This window comes from Paenibacillus sp. JNUCC-31 (assembly GCF_014844075.1).
GTDB lineage: Bacteria > Bacillota > Bacilli > Paenibacillales > Paenibacillaceae > Paenibacillus.
This window is the reverse complement of the sequence record NZ_CP062165.1, coordinates 6,155,283-6,170,160: the sequence shown is the minus strand read 5'-3', so window position 1 is coordinate 6,170,160 and position 14,878 is coordinate 6,155,283. Positions and strand designations below refer to the sequence as shown.

Below are 14,878 nucleotides of genomic sequence, written 5' to 3'. Positions count from 1 at the left end.
TCCCTTGTTATTTCGTTCTGCCCTTTAATTTATATACATAAGCCAGCACTTCAGCTACCGCTTGAAACAAATCAGCCGGTATGGCGTCGCCAATCTCGGCTCTCTGGAACAATGCCCGTGCCAGCGGCTTGTTTTCCATCGTAATGACACCGTGCTCTTTGGCAATTTCCTTAATACGCAAGGCAACATAATCCTGACCTTTGGCTATAATCTGCGGTGCTTCCATCTCGGACCCTTCATACTTAAGCGCAACGGCAAAGTGTGTCGGGTTCGTAATGATTACATCCGCTTTGGGAACTTCCTGCATCATCCGCTGAACAGCCATACGACGCTGACGCTCCCTGATCTTGCCTTTAATCAGCGGGTCACCTTCCATTTTTTTGTATTCGTCCTTGATGTCTTGCTTGGACATACGGATGTTTTTCTCGTAATCGTACTTCTGATACATATAATCAAGTACAGCAAGCACCAACAGAGCTACCGCGATCTTGATGCCCAAATTCAATGTCAGCGAAGCTGCAAAGTGCAATATGGCATCCAGTGAAAAATGAGACAGAGCTGCTATATCAGACTGTGCTCCTCGAATTGTGCTATAAACGAGGTATCCAATAATCGACATTTTCATAATGGATTTAGCAAACTCCACCAACGAGCGAAGTGAAAAAATGTTTTTAAACCCTTTGATCGGATCCAACTTTTCCAGTTTCGGCTTCAAACCCTCTCCCACAAGCAGAAAGCCAACCTGCATGTAATTGACGATTAATGCAACAAGTGCCGCACCGAGCAAAACAGGAGCTAACAACAGCATCACTTCGATGCCATAACGCATCATTAATGCCACAACGTTCTCCCCGGTGACCTCCATACTCAGCCGATTAATGAAGATATCTGTAAACAGTCGAACCATTCGTTCTTTATAAAAGTCACTGAACATCATCATAATCAAAAATGTGAATAGCAGAATGGATGCACCGGACAGCTCCATACTTTTGACAACCTGTCCTTTTTTTCGCGTATCCTGTCTCTTTTTCGGTGTAGCCTTCTCTGTCTTTTCCCCTGCGAACATCTGGAGGTCGAGTTGATATTTCATTTGAATCTTGTCCTCCGTTTCACTCAGCCCGGCCTTTGTCCAATGGTCCCAAGCAATTTTTCCATGGATCTGAACATCACTTCGAACAATTGACTAAACACAAAGGCGAAACTGGGAACCAGCAAAAGCAAAATAGCAAGCCCAACAAGTACCTTAAGCGGCATTCCGACGGCAAAGACATTGAATTGTGGAGCTGTCTTCGCCAAGAATCCCAATCCAACATCCGTCAAAAATAAGGCAACTACAATCGGTGCAGACATCTGAAAAGCCAACATAAAAGATTCACCCAATGTACGCACCAAAAATTCAGCAATACTCCCATCCGCCAATCGCAGAAAAAATGCATTCGACAACGGAATCCAGCGATAACTGTATACAATGGCATCAAGCAGATAATGATGTCCGTTCATTGTCAGAAAGAGCAGCACAGCAAAAGCATATTTGAAGTTACCTGTAAGCGGTGCAGAGGCACCAGTCATCGGATCATATACATTGGCCATACCAAAACCAATCTGAAGATCAATAAATGTTCCGGCTGTCTGAACTGCGGTCATTATCAGATAGGCTACAAAGCCGAGCAGCAAACCGATTAATATTTCCCGGATGATCAGCAGGATATAGCTCAGATCTGTAGGAACGACCTGGTTTATGCCATATACCATATATACAGTCAATGTTACAAATGCCGATAAACCGACTTTAAGAGAATTCGGCACATTCCGAGCCGAGAAGATAGGCGCAGTTACAAAAAATGATGCTATTCGACAAAACATAAGCAGAGCGACAGGAAAACTTTGCAATAATGTCTCCATCTGCAAAAGCCTACCCTATGTATCTGTATAAATTATCGAGAATGTTATACGTGAAATCGACCAGTATATTCAATATCCAGGGCCCAAACAACAGTACTGCCAGAAGAACGGCAATGATTTTAGGTACAAAGGCCAGTGTTTGCTCCTGAATTTGAGTTGTTGCCTGAAACACACTGATTATGAGTCCTACAACCAGAGCTAGAATAAGCATGGGTGCGCTGGCCAACAGTGAAGTATACACTGCTTTCCCGGCCAGACCGATAATAAACTCCGAAGTCATGACCGTCCTCCTTTAATATTCCGGCTCAAGTGTTAAAACTCAGCAACAGTGACTTCACGACCAGATACCAGCCATCGACAAGTACAAATAGTAGTATTTTGAAAGGTAATGAGATCATGACTGGCGGAAGCATCATCATCCCCATAGCCATGAGTGTACTCGCGACCACAATGTCTATAACCAGAAATGGAATAAAAATCATAAAGCCCATCTGAAATGCTGTCTTCAACTCACTGATTGCATATGCCGGTACCATCACAGTGATAGGAATATCCTGGTATGTGCTAGGCTTTTCGGTTTGATTGTACTTCATAAAAAGAAGTAGGTCTTTCTCCCTAGTATGAGAGAACATAAACTTCTTCATGGGATCTGCTGCTTTTTCCAACGCTTCGGTTTGTGTGATGTCTCCTTTAAGGTAGGGCTGAAGCGCTACTTGATTAATGGAGGACAATGTTGGCGACATGATAAAAAGTGTTAGAAAAAGTGCCAATCCGACCAGGACCTGATTGGGTGGCATTTGCTGCGTACCCAAGGATGTCCGCACAAAACCGAGAACGATAACAATCCGGGTAAAACTGGTCATCAGTACCAGCAAAGCTGGCGCTATACTAAGTACCGTGATCAATAGGATAATGGATAGTGAGCTCGTACTTGGTGTGCCCCCATCCCCGTTTCCAATTTGAATATCAATATTCGGAATCGGTTCGGCAAAGGCACCAGTAACGGATGCCAGACTGATGAGTCCTATGAAAAAACACGCTAACCAAATCTTTTTCTTCATGAATCCCTCGACCGATCTGTAGTATTGTCTTCTTCCAGGACCTTCTCCATCTTCTCTTTACGGTTAGGCATCTGCCGAAGCTTGGATTCAAACAGTTCGTGAAAAGAGGTTGTATCCTCAAGTTCCATTTCCCGGGGCGGTTCATCTTTGCGCAAGCGAGCTGCCAACTTTGCAATGAGAGGCGAAAGACTCCCCTGTTGTGCTGACGCATCCCGTTCAAATGAATCAATGATTCGCTGTGCCTCTTCAAGATCCGAAACCTTATCCACCAGCTGTATGTCATCGCCCACACCGAGTAGATAAACGCTACCGCCAATTTCTATAATTTGCAGCGACTTGTTTGGTCCCAGTCCGACCCCACCCAGAATGCGAATTGTGCCGTTCCGGAACCATCGCTGATTCCGTTTGTTTAGAAAACGAATCAGATAGACTATAAGAACCAGTATGACGGCCAGGACAACAATCACCCATACAAGCTGAAAATAATAATTGACTCCCGTGTCCACACCTTCTGGAATCTTATCCTGAGCCATCATCATGTCTCTTAAACGCCCAGCGTTTTGCTGATTGCTTCGATAACCCGGTCAGATTGGAACGGCTTCACGATGAAATCTTTAGCTCCGGCCTGGATTGCATCAATAACCATCGCTTGTTGGCCCATTGCAGAGCACATAATCACTTTAGCGTTAGCATCAATTTTTTTAATTTCTTTCAATGCTGCAATACCATCCATCTCAGGCATGGTAATATCCATTGTAATCAGATCAGGACGAAGCTCCTTAAACTTCTCAATTGCTTGTGATCCATCCTGTGCTTCGCCAACGACCTCGTATCCGTTTTTGGACAAAATGTCCCGGATCATCATTCTCATAAATGCAGCGTCGTCCACGACTAAAATTCGGTTTGCCATCTTGATTCAAGTCCTCCCTAAATTGTGCTTATTGTAATTTCTGAATTCGGTCCCATTGGCTTACGATATCTATAACTCTAACACCAAAGTTTTCGTCGATTACGACAACCTCACCTTTGGCAATCAACTTGTTATTTACCAAAATATCGACAGGTTCACCAGCCAGTTTGTCCAGTTCGACAATTGAACCTTGTGACAGTTCTAAAATATCCTTAATTTGCTTCTGGGTCCTCCCTAATTCTACGGTGACTTTAAGGGGAATGTCCATCAATAAATTCAAATTGTTTTCGTCCACCTGACCGAACGCCCCATTTTGTAAATTGGCGAACTGAACCGGTTGTACGTTTACATTCCTATTCGGTACACCGCCGTAATGCTGTGGTACACCATAAGGTTGCTGCGGAGGCATGCCATAAGGCTGTTGTGGCGGCATCCCTTGAGGCATTCCCATCGGAGCCTGGCCATATCCGTTATAGTCCTGAGCAGGCGGCTGTGAAGGTTGTGGCGGCATCTGCTGCTGAACCGGAGGTTGCTCATGTGCAACCGGTGGTTGTGGTGTTGCTGCTGCTGGCGGTGCTACAGGTGCTGGCTCAGGTGTTGACACAACTGGTGCATTCGCTGTAGACTCCTGGGCGCCCCCGATCAACATCTCTACCATCTCTTTGGCAAAATGCACTGGTAGGAGCTGCATCAGATTGGAATCTATCAGATCACCAATCAATAGACGGAATGATACTTGGATCAGCGTCTCATCATCTGGAAGGTTACTGACCCCCTCACCACTTTCCATGTTGAGAATATCAATTCCCGGAGGAGAAATATTCACAAAACGGTTAAAGATCGTGGACATGGATGTAGCAGAAGAACCCATCATCTGGTTCATTGCTTCCTGCACTGCACTAATATGGATTTCGTTCAGTTCTTCATCGACTGGGTTTCCTTCTCCACCAAGCATTAGATCGGCTATGACTTGAGCATCGCGCTTCTTGATTACTAGCGAGTTAATCCCTTCAAATCCATCCACATAATTCACATGAACTGCAACATGGGGCTTGGGAAACGCTTCTTCAAACTGTGTCCGGCTGATGATGGAAACCTTAGGGGTTGTAATATCTACTTTTAGGCCCAATAGCGTGGACAAAGCTGTCGCTGCGCTACCAAATGTAATGTTACCAATCTCACCCAAAGCATCCTGTTCCAGCTCAGTCAAAAAATCATCAACCGTTTTCTCTGCTGGTTCTGTACTATTCATCGATTCCGATTGCCGGAGCAAAGCATCGATTTCTTCCTGGGATAAATAATCCTTACTCGTCAAATTCTTCAACTCCTTCGGTGACAATCTCGTCTATTTGCACAGCCACACGATCTTTAATCGTTCCCGGGCTCCCCATATACTTCAGCCTATCGCCCACTTTAATGGACAACCCCTCATCAACCGGTTTGTTCAACGTGATAACATCGCCAATAGACAGACCCAGAAATTCAGCAATCGATATCCTGGATTCTCCCAATTCCGCAACGACAGGCAGTTTGGCTTTGTTCACTCGTTCTCTGAGAGCATCGTACTCTTCTGGAGCTCTTGTCTTTTTCTCCGAAACAAACCACTGATGAGTCGACAAGCGGGACATAATAGGTTCAAGAACGACATGCGGGATACACAAATTGATCATGCCTGTGGTGTCACCGATTTTGGTACTCAGCGAGATCAGAGCAATGGTCTCATTGGGTGATACAATCTGCATAAATTGCGGATTGGTCTCCAGCGCTTCCATCCTTGGAGAAATATCCAACACTGTCTTCCATGCTTCCTGCAAACTCTCAAACGCTCGGCTGAAAATCCGCTCCATAATCGTCGTCTCTATTTCCGTCATCGATGCGATCTTTGTTGGTGCATTCCCCGTTCCGCCCAACAGGCGGTCCAGCATTGCGTACCCCACGTTGGGATGAACCTCCATCACCATCCGTCCCTGTAATGGCTCCGCCTCAAATATGTTCAATATCGTCATCTTCGGAATAGAGCGGATAAACTCGTCATAAGGCAACTGTTCAACCTGAACGACATTGATCTGAACGAACGTCCGCAGTTGGGCTGAAAAATAAGTGGTGAGAAAGCGTGCAAAGTTTTCGTGAATACGGGTCAAGCTACGAATATGATCTTTGGAAAATCGAACTGCCCGCTTAAAATCGTACGATCTAATTTTCTTCTGAGTTTCTTCCTTCTTCAATTCCTCAGCATCCATCTCACCAGAGGATAGGGCTGCTAATAGGGCGTCAATCTCATTTTGTGATAATACATCCACCATGTTCTCACCCCCTTACAGATTTACAGCGTGTCCTGTTCATTACATCGGCGCCATCACAAAAGCAGAAAAACTAGTGCTAACAAGCTTACCTTCTGGCAATGCTTCATTAATAAGCTCGGTCAAATTTTTATTAAATTGAATGCGACCTTTCGCTGTAGCGAGCTCATCAGTTTTGGTATCCGCAAAAGTCTGAATGATAATAGGTTTCACCGTAATTTCCTTAATTTTCTCAAAATCTTCTTTAGCCTTTTTGTCAGACAATTTGAAAGAAAAACTTACAACGACAACATGGTCTATATCAGCCAAGTTGGTTTTGATTTCACCAAGCTCTGAGGAAACTTCAACAATCTCATCTGCAGTCATTTTCTTCTCTTCAGCAGCGGCTGCCGTATGTGTATCAACCTTATTCCCATTCTGTCCTTGCATAAATACAAACACAACCACCACAATGAGTGTTATAGCTAACAAGCTAGTTGCAAGCCATGGCAACATCTTTTTCATCAGGACTCCTCCGTTTGCTGCACTTTGATAGTGGCTGCCTGAACCCCGATTTCACGGTTGTATTCTTTAATTTTGGAAATGACTTCATCCGCTTTTTCAAGCACAATGAGTCTCTTTCCGGTTACCAGAGTAATATACGTGTCCGGTGTTTCTTCTACAATCTCAACCATCAGCGCATTTAACCACATGGGAGAACCATTTAACCGCGTAACCGAAATCATGCTAAGCCCCCTCGATCAGAGTGGAGGAGCAGGCTCCCCCACGCATTCAATATTACAAATCAGTTATTAACGTTTCAGGTTAACTACTTCCTGAAGCACTTCATCGGATGTTGTAATGATCCGCGAGTTCGCCTGGAATCCACGCTGAGCTACGATCATTTCTGTAAATTCACCAGTCAGATCCACATTGGACATTTCAAGTTGTCCTGCAATAATTGAACCTGTTCCATCTTCTGCACTATTGGCTGTCAAAGGTTCAAGTGCACCATCCGGATTGGCATTTGCAGTCATGCGATACAGGTTGCCCCCGATTTTTTCAAGTCCTTCCGGATTGACTACTTTACCGATTCCAATCTGTGGACCTGGCTCGATCGTTCCGTCAGCCATAGTCTGGTTGATTGTTCCGTCCTGACCAATCGTGAATGAAACAACATCATCAGGAATGGTAATGTTGCCACCACCGCTGTCCATTACAAACAGACCGTCTGAAGTCAGAAGGTTGCGTGCCGCATCAACGTGGAAATCACCGGCGCGAGTAAGGTAGGGAACTTCCTGATCTTCGCTCAATCGTACCAGGAAAAAACCATCTCCATTAATACGCAAATCTGTTGGATTGTTTGTTGTCATAGGACTTCCCGCAAGATGCAATGTGTCAATAGAACCTACAGATACACCCAAACCGATTTGCTTTGCGTTCACACCACCGGTTGGAGTATCCGTCGGAGCAGTTACCCCTGCTGTCGTTTGGCTCATAATATCTTTGAACATAACACGACTTCCCTTGAATCCAACCGTATTTACGTTCGCAATATTATTACCGATTACATCGAGTTTTGTTTGAAAACCCCGCATCCCGGAAACGCCTGAGTACATTGATTTCAACATTTATAAAAAGCCTCCCAGCCTTAATTTGGTTACCGCATCAGTCGGTCAGCGGCATTCCGGCTCCCGAGAAGGGCCAGCCGGTCAAGAAATGATTACAGCACTATCAATCTGAGTGAATACATTGTTCTTCATGCTCTCACTATCCATGGCTGTGACGACAGTGCGATTTTTGACATTCACGATAAAGGCCATATCCTGCATCAGAATCAAGGATTCCTTGGCTCCTTTGGCAGCGGCCTTATCCAAGGCAGTTCCGATTTGCTGCATCTGCTCAGTCTTGAGTTCAATACCACGCTGTTCCAATCTTTTGGCAGCATGATTACTCAATTTCAGAAGATTGTCTTCCAGTACCTGGGCAAAAGGTCGTTCAGGACCATTGGATGTGTCTCCCGTTTTGGAGCGATTAAGCAAATTGGGCGTAATCGGACCTGTATACAGCTGGCCTACGGTTATCCGATCACTCATAATATGTTTCCATTGTCTTCAGGCTGTGCTGAGGATTCCGGTTGATTGTTCTGGCCCTGGTTCGCTTCAGCTTCAGTTCCATCTGCGACGTTCTGAACAGGCGGTTCATTTCCTTCAGCCTGTGCTGGATTGGTTACCTGAATAATTTCATCCAACTTGATTTCGTCCTTGCCAACTTTCGCGTACTGTACACCGTCTCTTACAACGATGGAATCCACAATACCCTGACGGAGGGTTCCGTTATCCTCTTTATTAGAAGAAAGCCAACTGATCTCTCGGCCAATCATGCCAGATACTGCTCCAAGAGACTGATTCAAGGTCTTAAGCTGAGTCGAGATATTCACCAGTTGTTCTACCGAACTGAACTGGGCCATCTGAGCGATAAATTCCTTATCTTCCATTGGTTGCATAGGGTCCTGATTCTGGAGCTGAGTAATCAATATTTTCAGAAACTGATCCTTGCCCAGCTCCTTTGTTGCAGCACTTGTTGTAGCTTTATTCGCAGCCGAATAGTTGGGCCAGGTATTATTCGTTGAAATAGCTTCATTAGCCATATTTTCACCTCATTTCTGATTTAAGCTTCTGCGGTAAACGTGTCTCTTTGAAGGTCAGTTCCGTCTTCATGCTCGCTGCGCCAGTTGCGTAATTCTTCCTGAAGGCTTGCTGTACTTACAGCGTCATCCGATTGTTCTTCACGTTCACGTGAACGACGTTGCTGCTGTGAGTTACTTCCTGGCTGGCGTCCGCCATCTTGATACATCTGTGAACCTAATGAACTGTTTTGAGTAACCTCAAGCCGTTCCACTTGAATGCCCTGAGCCTGAAGCGAGCTACGCAGCTGCATCATCTGCTGTTCCAGCATGTCTTTCGCCATCGAATGTTCTGTCATAAAACGTGCAACCAATTGTCCATTTTGCAAAGTAATCTGCACATCCAGCTTACCCAGATGTTCCGGACGAAGTGAGATGGTCGCCTCCGAAAATCCTTTTTGCTGCACGATGTCCAATTTGTTCACGACAAACTGTGTCATCTCTTTTGCAAATTGAGATGTTTGCATTACAGGTTCAGCCGGTTTACCTGCTGCTGTACCTGATGAACGCAAGGACAACTCGCCTGCTGTGATGATGCTTGAATGGTCCATTTCCCCAACTTCCTTTGAAGAAGCTGTTACGTCCGATTCAACAGTACCTTTAGTCCCAGCATTTGAAGCCGTCGCAACAAGAACTTGCGGTACCACCGAGTCTTGCTTGGACGATTGAACGGAATTTGTTTGAGCGACTTGAACAGCCTGATCCTTAGCTGCCCCTAAGGTGTCCAGAATAGATTTGAGCTCTGTCCAACCTTTAGTAATACTGGTGTCAATACCAGCATCTTGCAGCTGACTTTGAAGAGATTGAAGCAGGTGCTTGAATTCAGGCGCATTTTTGACAACTGCACTATTCGGCTCATTCATTCCAGCAATCAACTGTGTAAGCACGTCCTGTAATACAAAACGCACTGCTGCGGGATGCTCCGCTAGATCAATTGCAGATGCCGCACTTCCCGTTTCAGTTGTGGGCTCATCTGAACCTTCTGCTTGAGAGCCTGAATTAGCATTTAATTGAGCGTACATCTGCTGAATCAGACTTTGTAAATCCTCTAGTAGTGACGGATCATTCTCCAAAGCTTTGTCAAGCGAATCCAAATCTGCGAATAGCGAACTCAGGATTTCGGTGATCGACGTTTGTTCGCCATCATCACTCGTTGCAAATGTAAACATAAGTGGATTCGCTGTTAAACTCCCTGAAGCAGCCGAGCTGTTATCCTCTGTTGTACCACCACTCAAAGACTGTGCCAGAGTTTGTAGAAAATCACCACTCGTCCCAGCAACTGCACCTTTGGACCCCGTTCCTGCTGTCTGAGCTGCACCTGTTGTCTTGGCAGATGACGTAGATGTCATTTGATATACAATCGACATTTGTTTTCACCTCCTCTCCATAGTGAACAGAAGCACAAATCTTACTTGTTACCCATTAATTTGTTTAAAATTTTCGCAGTTTCGACCGAATTTTCTGTCGACATGTTTTCAAGCAATTGAGAACGTGTCGCATCGTCCACAGAATTCAGGATGGTCAAGGTTTTGTCAGGACTTAATTTATAAGTCTCTAACAGAAGCTTGGCGCCACTCGAGGCCGACATAGAAGCAAACGTTTGACTAAGCTGATTTTTATCCAAATTTTTGGAGTTGGTCGTAGACGCCGTTGATGTTGTTGCAGTCTCTTTCTTTAATCGAGATTGTATGGCATCCAAAGCCAGATCACCGGATGGTTTTGCATCCTTCATCATCATCGTGACATCAGCCGCTGTTTTCGGATCCATTTTCTCCAGCACCTTGGTCCGCGCTGCGGATTGCATCGCACTCAAGAGCAGTACCATCTCTTCATTCGTCATATTTTGCAAAATCGGTGCAGCCTTGCTGGGACTCATGTCCGCATACATCTTAGCCAAATCTTTGATTTGTTTCTGATAATCGGATTCAGTCTCCGGTGTTGCCGACGCAGCGGTTTCAGCCACTTTTTCGGCATCATCCAATTTTTTTTGCAGATCGGTTGCTTTTTTTGCCTCAGTCGTCGTGGCATTTTTCGCTTCTTTTAGCTCTGTTTCCTTGGCACTTACTTGTGCTTTCAGCTTTTCTATTGTTGCTTCTGCACTTTCGACCTGCTGCTCACTTTTCTCCAGTTTCTCTTTCTCTGGGTCTAAAACAGGATCAGGTAACCAGTTCTTCACGACAGGAACTTTGTTAGCCACTTCAAGCAAATTATTGCGAATATCTACATTAAATAGAGTGAGCAGTACACCCAGCAGTACCACAGTAAATACAATGGGGATTGAAATCATCAAAAACTTTTCCCAACCGCCGCTCGACTCTTTTTCCAAATCCGTGTCTTTAACAGCCATGGTTCTTTCCTCCTTCACGAGACAACTTCGCGCCCGCTCACATCAATTCGCGCGTCCGGCTTTGGCAGCGAAGCGTACAGTAGCCATCTCGTCCAGATCGTTCTGTTCCCGGAGGAGCATCTCCTGCTGAAATTTGATTTTGGCCTTGTCTCTCGCTCCAACCCACACTTTTTCATCCATCATTTTTCCGTTCAGAAACGTCTGATTCCGCTGCACATTGACCTGAGCATGTCGAACATCACTGTTTTTTCGTAATATGCACTCATCCAGATGATGGACATACCGCTGCATCTCCTGAATACTGGATACGGAAGCCTTGCTTTCCGTAGCGGATTGAATGACATCAATCAGTTTCCTTTTATCATTCATAAGTTGTAAAAGATGCTCTTCCTCAGTTTGCAGTTTTCCAATTGCTGTGGATAACATCCACTCCGCTTGCGTTTTTTCATTGCTTTTCAGGTCAACAACCTTCTGGAAATGATATCGAAATTTCATCGTTTACCCTTTCATCTCCTTGCAAATTCAAGAATCAAACGTTCCTGTACTTCACTTAGCGTTACTTTTTCATCGACTTTCTGTCTTGTAAAGTTCCAAATGCTATCAATCTGGTCTATGGACTCATCTATGGCTGCATTGGAACCTCTTTGGTAGGCCCCGATGTTAATTAAATCCTCTGATTCTTTATATACAGCCATTAGTCTCTTCATATTATTAACAGCTTCCAACTGCTCTTCAGGAGCGATATCCTTCATTACACGACTAATGCTGGCAAGTACATCAATGGCAGGAAAATGACCTTTATTCGCAATGGACCGGTTTAGCACAATATGACCATCCAGTATCCCCCTCACCGCATCCGCGATGGGCTCGTTCATATCATCCCCATCCACCAGGACCGTGTAAAAAGCTGTAATCGAACCTGTAGGCCCAGTCCCCGCTCGCTCAAGCAACTTGGGCAAACTTGCAAACACAGAAGGTGTATACCCTCTCATCGCAGGGGGTTCTCCAACGGCAAGTCCCACTTCCCTTTGAGCCATGGCGTAGCGGGTAACGGAGTCCATCATCAACATCACATTCATGCCTCTGTCTCTGAAATACTCCGCAATTGTGGTTGCGATGACCGCACCCTTGATTCGAATCAATGCAGGCTGATCGGACGTAGCAACTATAACGACGGATCGTTCCAGCCCCTCCGGGCCCAAATCCCGCTCAATAAAATCACGAACCTCACGTCCCCGCTCGCCAACCAAAGCAATTACGTTGACATCAGCTGCTGTATTGCGGGCAATCATACCCATCAGCGTGCTTTTACCCACACCCGATCCGGCAAAGATTCCGACCCGCTGTCCCTTGCCAACCGTTAAGAGACCGTCAATGGCTCTTACACCAACACCCATCGTTTCGAGTACCCGAGGTCGGTCCATCGGATTTACTGGCGTATTGGACGTAGAGTACATTGGCATTCTAGATGGCAACAATGATCCGTCCAAAGGTTTTCCCAATCCATCTAATACTTTACCGAGCAATTCTGATCCAACCTGAACCCCAAGTGGTTTCCCGGTTCCGACCACATCACATCCAGGACCAATGGATTGAAGTTCTCCGAGTGGCATAAGCAGCACTTTGTTATCCCGAAATCCAACGACCTCTGCCTGAAGCGGCTTGGCGGACTTGCCTGGATAGATATAACATACATCGCCGATACTCGCATCCGGACCTTCAGACTCAACCATAAGACCAATGACCTGAGTAACTTTGCCGTTAATGCGAACGGGATCAAACTGCCGCAGATGTTCCATATAACGTTGTGAGCTAAGAACCTTCATGTTGATTTTTTCGCTCCTCATCCTCAAGTGCTATGCGGACCAGTTCTTTTTTGATTTCAGAAAGCTGTGTATCGATTCTCGCATCTACGCTTCCAAATGAAGAGCGTATAACACATCCTTTGTCTTTTACCGTAGCATCAGGCAAAATTTGCAATTCTGCCTGGGAGTCAATCGCCAGAGCCAACTCCTCACGCGCGCCTTGAACAAAAGCAAATTGATCAGGCGCCACACATAAAGTGATCATGCCCTGCTCCCGTTTGCGTAGCAAGTTCTGACGAATCAGCTCTAGCGTATGCTCCGGTTCAACAGACAGTTGTTTATCTATTACTTTCTCAGCAATACCGCAGGCAAGCTCCACAAGGAAAGGCTCTGCTTCCTGAATTATCTGATCTTTAGCTACGTATGCTTCCTCAAGTACCTCACGGGCTTCCTTCATCATCTTTTCGATCTGCACCTGGAGATCCAGTTCAGCCTGTACTTTGCCTTCTTCAAAACCCTGTTGAAAGCCTTGTGAACGAAGCGCTTCAGTCAGATGTTCGTCCTGCTGACGCTGCTCCTGCCACCAGGTATCGATTTGTTCACGGGCTTCTTGAAGCATTCGCTCGGCTTCCTCCGAAGCTTCACGTACCTGCTTTTCTGCAAACTCCTTGGCATCCTCCAGCATCTCCGCAGTAAGACGTTGTGTTTCCTCGTCTACGCGTGCCTGCAGCACCTCAGCTTCGGAACCTTCAGCACGTTCACCGTTTAATTCCGATTCAGACTCTGATCCACCATAATGATGATGATTTTCGAGTCGTTTGCGGTCATCGACCGGTACATACTGGAAAGATTTAATCAAATTAGACAATGATATCATCTCCTCCACCGCGAGCGATAATGATCTCACCAGCTTCTTCCAATCTACGGATCGTTCCTACGATACGAGTTTGAGCTTCCTCAACATCACGCAACCGCACAGGTCCCATGAATTCCATTTCTTCCTTGAACGTTTCTGACATCCGTTTCGACATATTCCGGAATACGGCATCCCGTACTTCTTCGCTTGCCACTTTGAGCGCCAATTGCAAATCTCCGTTGTCGATATCCCGGATAATGCGCTGAATTGAACGATCATCCACATTGACGATATCCTCGAATACAAACATGCGTTTCTTGATTTCTTCTGCAAGTTCCGGATCCTGAATTTCCAGCGAGTCGAGAATGGTACGCTCCGTACCCCGGTCGACTCCATTCAAGATCTGAACGATTGATTCAATACCACCCGCATTCGTGTAGTCCTGCGTCACAGTGGATGATAACTTCTGTTCCAGTACGCGCTCCACTTGTGATATAACTTCCGGAGAAGTGCTGTCCATCACAGCAACCCTGCGTGCTACGTCCGCCTGCTTCTCTTGTGGCAACGAAGACAAGATGGCTGCTGCCTGCTCAAATTGCAAGTACGATAGTACGAGTGCAATCGTTTGAGGACTTTCGTTTTGAATGAAGTTCAAAATTTGATTTGGATCCGCTTTGCGTGCAAAGTCAAATGGTCTAACTTGCAGCGTAGCCGTCAAACGGTTAATAACTTCAAGTGCTTTTTGCGATCCGAGTGCTTTTTCCAAAATCTCTCTTGCGTAAGTAATGCCGCCCTGAGAAATGTATTCCTGTGCAAGACAGATCTGGTGAAACTCAGCCATAATCATATCTTTTTCGGAAGCATCCACTTTGCGAACATTGGCAATCTCCAACGTTAGTTGTTCGATCTCCTCATCACGCAGATGTTTGAAGATTTGTGCGGATACCTCCGGACCTAATGTAATGAGCAAAATTGCTGCTTTTTGTCTTCCAGTCAGCCCCTGACTGCTTGCCTTCGCCAATGCGTTCACCT

19 protein-coding genes are annotated in these 14,878 nt (G+C 45.6%); all 19 read right to left on the bottom strand.

Features of this window, described 5'->3' with window-relative positions; all coding sequences use genetic code 11:
• Window positions 1-7: 7 nt before the first annotated feature.
• The 19 genes from flhB to fliG all read right to left on the bottom strand — a co-directional run bounded on the left by flhB (window position 8) and on the right by fliG (window position 14,876).
• The gene (gene flhB, locus JNUCC31_RS27185; RefSeq protein ID WP_192266308.1) at window positions 8-1,090 is read right to left on the bottom strand and encodes a flagellar biosynthesis protein FlhB; all 1,083 of its coding nucleotides are present in this window, start codon (window positions 1,088-1,090) and stop codon (window positions 8-10) included.
• 23 nt (window positions 1,091-1,113) lie between these two features.
• Complete coding sequence (gene fliR, locus JNUCC31_RS27180) at window positions 1,114-1,902, bottom strand: flagellar biosynthetic protein FliR (protein WP_192266306.1); 789 nt, start codon at window positions 1,900-1,902, stop codon at window positions 1,114-1,116.
• Between the two features lie 10 nt (window positions 1,903-1,912).
• On the bottom strand, window positions 1,913-2,182 hold the full coding sequence (fliQ, locus tag JNUCC31_RS27175) for a flagellar biosynthesis protein FliQ (protein ID WP_024630226.1): 270 nt from the start codon (window positions 2,180-2,182) through the stop codon (window positions 1,913-1,915).
• A 25-nt stretch (window positions 2,183-2,207) separates the two neighbouring features.
• Window positions 2,208-2,963 (bottom strand): flagellar type III secretion system pore protein FliP, encoded by a 756-nt coding sequence (gene fliP / locus JNUCC31_RS27170; protein WP_192266304.1) that lies wholly within the window; start codon window positions 2,961-2,963, stop codon window positions 2,208-2,210.
• Window positions 2,960-3,496, bottom strand: coding sequence for a flagellar biosynthetic protein FliO (locus JNUCC31_RS27165; protein WP_192273372.1), 537 nt, complete (start codon window positions 3,494-3,496; stop codon window positions 2,960-2,962). Before JNUCC31_RS27165 ends, fliP begins: the two co-directional genes overlap by 4 nt.
• A gap of 11 nt (window positions 3,497-3,507) precedes the next feature.
• Window positions 3,508-3,873 (bottom strand): response regulator, encoded by a 366-nt coding sequence (locus JNUCC31_RS27160; protein WP_017689175.1) that lies wholly within the window; start codon window positions 3,871-3,873, stop codon window positions 3,508-3,510.
• 28 nt (window positions 3,874-3,901) lie between these two features.
• A complete protein-coding gene (gene fliY / locus JNUCC31_RS27155) occupies window positions 3,902-5,188 on the bottom strand; it encodes a flagellar motor switch phosphatase FliY (protein ID WP_192266301.1) in 1,287 nt (428 codons plus the stop codon).
• Window positions 5,178-6,176, bottom strand: a complete 999-nt coding sequence (gene fliM, locus JNUCC31_RS27150) for a flagellar motor switch protein FliM (protein WP_192266299.1) — start codon at window positions 6,174-6,176, stop codon at window positions 5,178-5,180. The genes fliY and fliM overlap by 11 nt, the downstream gene beginning before the upstream one ends.
• 39 nt (window positions 6,177-6,215) lie before the next feature.
• Window positions 6,216-6,677, bottom strand: a complete 462-nt coding sequence (locus JNUCC31_RS27145) for a flagellar basal body-associated FliL family protein (RefSeq protein ID WP_192266297.1) — start codon at window positions 6,675-6,677, stop codon at window positions 6,216-6,218.
• The gene (locus JNUCC31_RS27140; protein ID WP_056700597.1) at window positions 6,677-6,898 is read right to left on the bottom strand and encodes a flagellar FlbD family protein; all 222 of its coding nucleotides are present in this window, start codon (window positions 6,896-6,898) and stop codon (window positions 6,677-6,679) included. Before JNUCC31_RS27140 ends, JNUCC31_RS27145 begins: the two co-directional genes overlap by 1 nt.
• Before the next feature lie 66 nt (window positions 6,899-6,964).
• Entirely contained in the window at window positions 6,965-7,783 is an 819-nt protein-coding gene (gene flgG / locus JNUCC31_RS27135; protein WP_192266295.1) for a flagellar basal body rod protein FlgG, read from the bottom strand.
• A gap of 81 nt (window positions 7,784-7,864) precedes the next feature.
• The gene (locus JNUCC31_RS27130; RefSeq protein WP_192266293.1) at window positions 7,865-8,248 is read right to left on the bottom strand and encodes a TIGR02530 family flagellar biosynthesis protein; all 384 of its coding nucleotides are present in this window, start codon (window positions 8,246-8,248) and stop codon (window positions 7,865-7,867) included.
• A complete protein-coding gene (locus JNUCC31_RS27125; protein WP_192266291.1) occupies window positions 8,245-8,802 on the bottom strand; it encodes a flagellar hook capping FlgD N-terminal domain-containing protein in 558 nt (185 codons plus the stop codon). The genes JNUCC31_RS27130 and JNUCC31_RS27125 overlap by 4 nt, the downstream gene beginning before the upstream one ends.
• A gap of 20 nt (window positions 8,803-8,822) precedes the next feature.
• Window positions 8,823-10,205, bottom strand: a complete 1,383-nt coding sequence (locus JNUCC31_RS27120; protein WP_192266289.1) for a flagellar hook-length control protein FliK — start codon at window positions 10,203-10,205, stop codon at window positions 8,823-8,825.
• A 41-nt stretch (window positions 10,206-10,246) separates the two neighbouring features.
• Window positions 10,247-11,185 (bottom strand): MotE family protein, encoded by a 939-nt coding sequence (locus tag JNUCC31_RS27115; RefSeq protein ID WP_192266288.1) that lies wholly within the window; start codon window positions 11,183-11,185, stop codon window positions 10,247-10,249.
• A gap of 42 nt (window positions 11,186-11,227) precedes the next feature.
• Window positions 11,228-11,680, bottom strand: coding sequence for a flagellar export protein FliJ (fliJ, locus tag JNUCC31_RS27110; protein ID WP_192266287.1), 453 nt, complete (start codon window positions 11,678-11,680; stop codon window positions 11,228-11,230).
• A gap of 11 nt (window positions 11,681-11,691) precedes the next feature.
• Complete coding sequence (gene fliI, locus JNUCC31_RS27105; RefSeq protein ID WP_192266286.1) at window positions 11,692-13,011, bottom strand: flagellar protein export ATPase FliI; 1,320 nt, start codon at window positions 13,009-13,011, stop codon at window positions 11,692-11,694.
• Entirely contained in the window at window positions 12,998-13,858 is an 861-nt protein-coding gene (locus tag JNUCC31_RS27100) for a FliH/SctL family protein (RefSeq protein ID WP_192266285.1), read from the bottom strand. The genes fliI and JNUCC31_RS27100 overlap by 14 nt, the downstream gene beginning before the upstream one ends.
• Window positions 13,851-14,876, bottom strand: coding sequence for a flagellar motor switch protein FliG (gene fliG / locus JNUCC31_RS27095; RefSeq protein WP_411835243.1), 1,026 nt, complete (start codon window positions 14,874-14,876; stop codon window positions 13,851-13,853). The genes JNUCC31_RS27100 and fliG overlap by 8 nt, the downstream gene beginning before the upstream one ends.
• Between the last annotated feature and the right edge of the window lie 2 nt (window positions 14,877-14,878).

Excerpts from the sequence above, each read along its gene's own strand:
- JNUCC31_RS27130 (WP_192266293.1), bottom strand. The coding sequence starts at position 8,248 with ATGAGTGATCGGATAACCGTAGGCCAGCTGTATACAGGTCCGATTACG.
- fliP (WP_192266304.1), bottom strand. The coding sequence starts at position 2,963 with ATGAAGAAAAAGATTTGGTTAGCGTGTTTTTTCATAGGACTCATCAGT.
- flgG (WP_192266295.1), bottom strand. The coding sequence starts at position 7,783 with ATGTTGAAATCAATGTACTCAGGCGTTTCCGGGATGCGGGGTTTTCAA.
- JNUCC31_RS27160 (WP_017689175.1), bottom strand. The coding sequence starts at position 3,873 with ATGGCAAACCGAATTTTAGTCGTGGACGACGCTGCATTTATGAGAATG.
- fliJ (WP_192266287.1), bottom strand. The coding sequence starts at position 11,680 with ATGAAATTTCGATATCATTTCCAGAAGGTTGTTGACCTGAAAAGCAAT.
- JNUCC31_RS27165 (WP_192273372.1), bottom strand. The coding sequence starts at position 3,496 with ATGGCTCAGGATAAGATTCCAGAAGGTGTGGACACGGGAGTCAATTAT.
- fliM (WP_192266299.1), bottom strand. The coding sequence starts at position 6,176 with ATGGTGGATGTATTATCACAAAATGAGATTGACGCCCTATTAGCAGCC.
- fliQ (WP_024630226.1), bottom strand. The coding sequence starts at position 2,182 with ATGACTTCGGAGTTTATTATCGGTCTGGCCGGGAAAGCAGTGTATACT.
- JNUCC31_RS27115 (WP_192266288.1), bottom strand. The coding sequence starts at position 11,185 with ATGGCTGTTAAAGACACGGATTTGGAAAAAGAGTCGAGCGGCGGTTGG.
- JNUCC31_RS27125 (WP_192266291.1), bottom strand. The coding sequence starts at position 8,802 with ATGGCTAATGAAGCTATTTCAACGAATAATACCTGGCCCAACTATTCG.
- fliR (WP_192266306.1), bottom strand. The coding sequence starts at position 1,902 with ATGGAGACATTATTGCAAAGTTTTCCTGTCGCTCTGCTTATGTTTTGT.
- JNUCC31_RS27120 (WP_192266289.1), bottom strand. The coding sequence starts at position 10,205 with ATGTCGATTGTATATCAAATGACATCTACGTCATCTGCCAAGACAACA.
- flhB (WP_192266308.1), bottom strand. The coding sequence starts at position 1,090 with ATGAAATATCAACTCGACCTCCAGATGTTCGCAGGGGAAAAGACAGAG.
- JNUCC31_RS27140 (WP_056700597.1), bottom strand. The coding sequence starts at position 6,898 with ATGATTTCGGTTACGCGGTTAAATGGTTCTCCCATGTGGTTAAATGCG.
- fliI (WP_192266286.1), bottom strand. The coding sequence starts at position 13,011 with ATGAAGGTTCTTAGCTCACAACGTTATATGGAACATCTGCGGCAGTTT.
- JNUCC31_RS27145 (WP_192266297.1), bottom strand. The coding sequence starts at position 6,677 with ATGAAAAAGATGTTGCCATGGCTTGCAACTAGCTTGTTAGCTATAACA.